The following is a 4,583-nucleotide window of genomic DNA, read 5'->3' as shown; positions in this document are numbered from 1 at the left end:
GCAAAATCCTGAGCAACTTTTTGTTGCTCAGGTACTTAAAAAGTTTAATTTATAATAGTGTTGCGGAATTAAGGATATATAATGAAGGAGGTCACCTGATTGAATTTTGGTTGAAACCAGCGGTGGTAGCGTTGGGCGTGCCACTTTATTTGCAGTTGGAGATGATAAAGAAACAGTTGCTTCCGATTGTTATTTCACAGTTGGCAGGTTGTTTGGTGGGATTGGTGGCTGTGGTGGTCATTGCCAAATTGCTGGGAGCTACTCCGGAGATTATTTGTTCATTGGCTCCTAAATCTGTGACTACTCCTATTGCTATGGAAGTTTCGAAAGCCACGGGAGGAATTCCGTCTTTGACGGCCGCCGTTGTGGTGGTAGTCGGTCTGTTCGGGGCGGTGTTCGGTTTCAAGGTACTTCGGGTAGGTCATGTGGGGAGTCCTATTGCGCAAGGTCTTTCTATGGGTACGGCTACTCATGCGGTCGGTACTTCTACAGCAATGGAAATCAGTGGAAAATATGGAGCATACGCTAGTTTGGGCTTGACTTTGAACGGAATTATGACAGCGATTTTCACACCGACAATTCTTAGATTATTAGGTGTGATTTAACAAAAAAGCTGTTATCTTTGTTATATATATAAAATCATCACAGATTAGAGGATTGATTTGATTTTCAATAGGTATGGTCATTGGGGTGAGCATTGCTTATAAAAAGTCTATCCGCATTCAGTAGTAACAGAGCATTCTTACAGCAGTCTGATAACTATTGTCACTTTGAATGAAATGAAGATTCTGTGATTTGTGGTGAGAAAACAAGCAACCCATATTTTATGATAGAATTTAAAGATATAACTTTAGCGGATAAAGACTTGATACAGTCCTTTACCTTAGGCAGTTTGCGTCGTAATTGCGACTTGTCGTTTGCCAATCTGTGTAGTTGGATTTTCCTGTACCAGACTAAATATGCCGTGATGGATAATTACCTGTTGCTGCGTTTCTATGCGGGAGAAGAATTGGCCTACATGATGCCCGTCGGAACTGGAGATGTGAAACCTGTTCTTGAAGCATTGATAAAGGATGCTGAAGAGATGGGGGCAAAATTGCGTATGCTGGGGGTATGCGTGGGGATGAAAGCGGATATAGAGGCGGTGATGCCCGGACGTTTCACTTTTACAGAAGACCGGGATTACTTTGATTATATCTACTTGCGTACTGACCTGGCAACCTTGAAAGGAAAGAAGTTTCAAGCCAAACGTAATCATATCAACAAGTTCAAGAAGCAGTATCCTGATTATGAATACAAACCGTTGACTCCAGATCTGGTTCCCGAATGTTTGAAGCTGGAAGAGGAATGGTGTCGTGCCAATAACTGCGAGGAACAATTGGCATTGGGGGCAGAACGTAAGTCCATGACATATGCCTTGAACCATATGGAGGCGTTGGGTTTGACGGGTGGCGTGCTTCATGTCAACGGGAAGATTGCCGCTTTTACATACGGTGCTCCCATCAATCATGAAACATGGGATACTTGTGTTGAAAAGGCGGATACGGGAATAGAAGGGTCGTATGCCATGATTAACTATGAATATGCAAATCATATCGACGAACAATATATATATGTAAACCGCGAGGAAGACCTTGGCCTGGAAGGTTTGCGCAAAGCAAAACTTTCTTATCAGCCCGTTATTTTACTCGAGAAATGTATAGCAGAGCTCAATGACCACAAAAGATGAAGTGAAAACATTATGGAAACTCTGCTTCAATGATAGCGATGAGTTTACCGACTTATATTTCAAGATGAGATATAAGGATGAAGTGAACAGGGTGATTCGTGAAGACGGAAAGATTATTTCCGCATTGCAGATGATACCTTATCCTATGACTTTTTGTGGTGAGGTGATTTCTACTTCGTATATATCGGGTGCTTGTACGCATCCGGATTACAGGAAGCATGGAGCCATGAAACGCCTACTGAAGGAAACGCATCGGTGTATGTATGAAGATGGAGTTTTGCTGGCTTCGTTGATTCCTGCAGAGGAATGGTTGTTCGGTTATTATGCCAGGTCGGGATATGCTCCAGTTTTTGGGTATGCGGTTGAGCAGGTAAGGGTAGACAGATTACGCCCTGTGCCCAGTTGCCGGATAGAGGTATGCGAATTTCCCGGTGTGGAACATTATCATTATTTTGATTCCCGTATGCATGGGCGCAGGAGTTGCATTCAGCATCCTAAAGAGGATTTTCTAGTTATAATGGCCGATTTAAGACTGGGTAATGGCAAATTGCTGGTTGCCCGGGAAGCGGATAAAATAGTGGGGATGGCATTTACGGTAATGGGGGATGATACATTATATATAAAGGAATTGCTGGCAGATACGGATGCGGTGCAGGATACTTTATTGTATGAAGCGGCCTATATATATAAGGTACAGCGTATGGATTATTTTATTCCATCGTCTGCCGATACTTTGTTTTTGGGGATGGCAAGAGTTATCCGTGCAGAGGAGTTGTTGAAGGTTTTCGCCCATAAGTATCCGGCATCCGAACTTTATATACATATTGAGGGGGATGAAGCTATTCAGGAGAATAACGGCTATTATACGGTACGGGGTGGTATCTGCTTTCGTGAGAGAATACCGGAAAAAAAATATCACACTTATACGTTGGATGGTTTTACCCGGTTGTTACTGGAAGCGGAGCATCCTTATATGAGTTTGATGCTGAATTGATTTTCATTACTGGTTGCATAGGTTGAATTTCTATGTTTAAGATTGATAATCTGTGGAGTAAAAATCCGGATAGGTTATTAGTCTTCTTTTGTCAGAATACGTTCCAGCTCTTCTGCAGTCAGTCTGAGATGGAATTGTCCTTTATAAGCCACGGATATGCCACCTGTTTCTTCTGAAACGATAATGGCCAATGCATCTGTTTCCTGCGATACGCCCATGGCAGCCCGATGCCTTAATCCCAATTCTTTAGGGATATTCAAGTCGTGAGATACCGGGAGAATACAACCGGCTGCTTCTATCCGTTTATGGCGGATAATCATGGCTCCGTCATGTAATGGACTGTTTTTGAAGAAAATATTTTCTATCAGTCGTTGGTTCACATTGGCGTTGATAATTTCTCCTGTACGGATGATGTCATTCAGAGGTACACTTTTTTCGATGACAATCAGTGCCCCCACCTTCCCTTTGCTCATGCTCATACAGGCAAGTACAATCGGCATAATATCCGCTTTTTCCGTCTTTTCCTGCTTGTTTCCCGTCAGGAAGCGGAAAAAACGTCCCAACTGTTTATGCGAGCCCAGTGTGACAAGGAACCGGCGTATATCATCCTGAAAAAGAATAATCAGGGCTAGGACACCTACACTGACCAATTTATCGAAGATAGACCCTAGCAGTTTCATTTCCAAAACCTGAGATACAATCAGCCAGATACCTATAAATACTAGGATACCGATGAAGATATTGATAGAACCCGAATCTTTCATCAGACGGTAAGTCTGATAAAGCAGATAGGCTACCAGCAGGATATCGATGAGGTCTTTTATACTAAAATCAATAAACATCTTTCTAGAATTAAAAATTGAAAATTAAGAATTAAAAGGCAGCGGAGTCTTTCATCTTCTGTACTATCTTCACGGTTTCTACAGCAGCTTTTACATCGTGCACTCTGAGAATATCCGCTCCTTTTAATAGGGAAATGGTATCCAGCACTATTGTTCCGTTCAAGGCATCATCAGGGGTTCCGCCTAGCAGCTTGTAAATCATTGATTTACGTGATATACCGACCAGTAACGGTAGTTCGAACAGGCTGAATTCTTCCAAATGATTCATCAACTGGTAATTATGTTCCACTGTTTTTCCGAAACCGAAACCAGGGTCCAGAATAATATCTTTTACTCCTAAGTCGCGTAATTTCTGTACTTTTTCCGAGAAATAGAGAAAGACTTCTTTCAACAGATTGTCATAATGCGGATTCATTTGCATATTTTGCGGCGTGCCTTGCATATGCATAATAATATAAGGTACTCCCAGCCTGGCAATCATGTTGAACATCTGCGGGTCCATTTCTCCGGCGGCAATGTCATTGATGATTGCCACTCCGTACTCCTCTACACACATCTGGGCTACATCCGCACGGAAAGTGTCCACGGACACCACACAACCGGGATGATAGCGATTGATGATTTCCAGTCCGGTACGCAGACGGCGCATCTCTTCCTCGGGGCTGATGTGCTCGGCATTGGGACGTGAGGAATAGGCACCTATATCAATGATGGAAGCTCCTTCTTCTATTATTTGGGAGGTACGGTTGATAATATCTTTTTCCGTTTGCTGCCGGCTGCCGGCATATAAAGAATCGGGTGTCACATTCAGGATTCCCATTACTTGCGGATGGGAGAGATCCATCAGTTTCCCATTAACATTAATATATTTGACGGTTTTGGTTTCCATTGTTTACGGCTTGTCATTTAGGTCGTACAAAAGTACGCACAATTCTTGAGTTTTTCCTTAATTCCGCAACACTATTATAAATTAAACTTTTTAAGTACCTGAGCAACAAAAAGTTGCTCAGGATTTTGC

General features: G+C 42.5%; 5 protein-coding genes. 3 read left to right on the top strand and 2 right to left on the bottom strand.

Going from position 1 to position 4,583, the window contains the following annotated elements:
• From AB5935_RS23545 to AB5935_RS23535, 3 genes are all read left to right on the top strand, one after another.
• On the top strand, nucleotides 1-605 hold a 605-nt coding region (locus AB5935_RS23545; protein ID WP_368327625.1), incomplete at its 5' end, for an LrgB family protein.
• 221 nt (nucleotides 606-826) lie between these two features.
• A complete protein-coding gene (locus tag AB5935_RS23540; protein ID WP_007833048.1) occupies nucleotides 827-1,729 on the top strand; it encodes a DUF2156 domain-containing protein in 903 nt (300 codons plus the stop codon).
• Nucleotides 1,713-2,723 (top strand): GNAT family N-acetyltransferase, encoded by a 1,011-nt coding sequence (locus AB5935_RS23535; protein WP_007856318.1) that lies wholly within the window; start codon nucleotides 1,713-1,715, stop codon nucleotides 2,721-2,723. The genes AB5935_RS23540 and AB5935_RS23535 overlap by 17 nt, the downstream gene beginning before the upstream one ends.
• A gap of 77 nt (nucleotides 2,724-2,800) precedes the next feature.
• On the opposite strand, the gene cdaA is transcribed toward AB5935_RS23535, so the two are convergent.
• Together cdaA and folP are read right to left on the bottom strand one after the other, a co-directional pair.
• A complete protein-coding gene (gene cdaA, locus AB5935_RS23530; protein WP_005840698.1) occupies nucleotides 2,801-3,565 on the bottom strand; it encodes a diadenylate cyclase CdaA in 765 nt (254 codons plus the stop codon).
• 31 nt (nucleotides 3,566-3,596) lie between these two features.
• Nucleotides 3,597-4,454 carry a dihydropteroate synthase gene (gene folP, locus AB5935_RS23525; protein ID WP_368327624.1) on the bottom strand — a complete coding sequence of 286 codons (858 nt, stop codon included), beginning with the start codon at nucleotides 4,452-4,454 and terminating at the stop codon, nucleotides 3,597-3,599.
• Nucleotides 4,455-4,583 lie beyond the last annotated feature (129 nt).

The organism is Phocaeicola sp. RTP21198st1_B8_RTP21198_201120, assembly GCF_040929485.1.
In the GTDB taxonomy this organism is placed as follows: domain Bacteria; phylum Bacteroidota; class Bacteroidia; order Bacteroidales; family Bacteroidaceae; genus Phocaeicola; species Phocaeicola dorei.
This window is presented reverse-complemented; position numbering and strand designations above follow the sequence as displayed.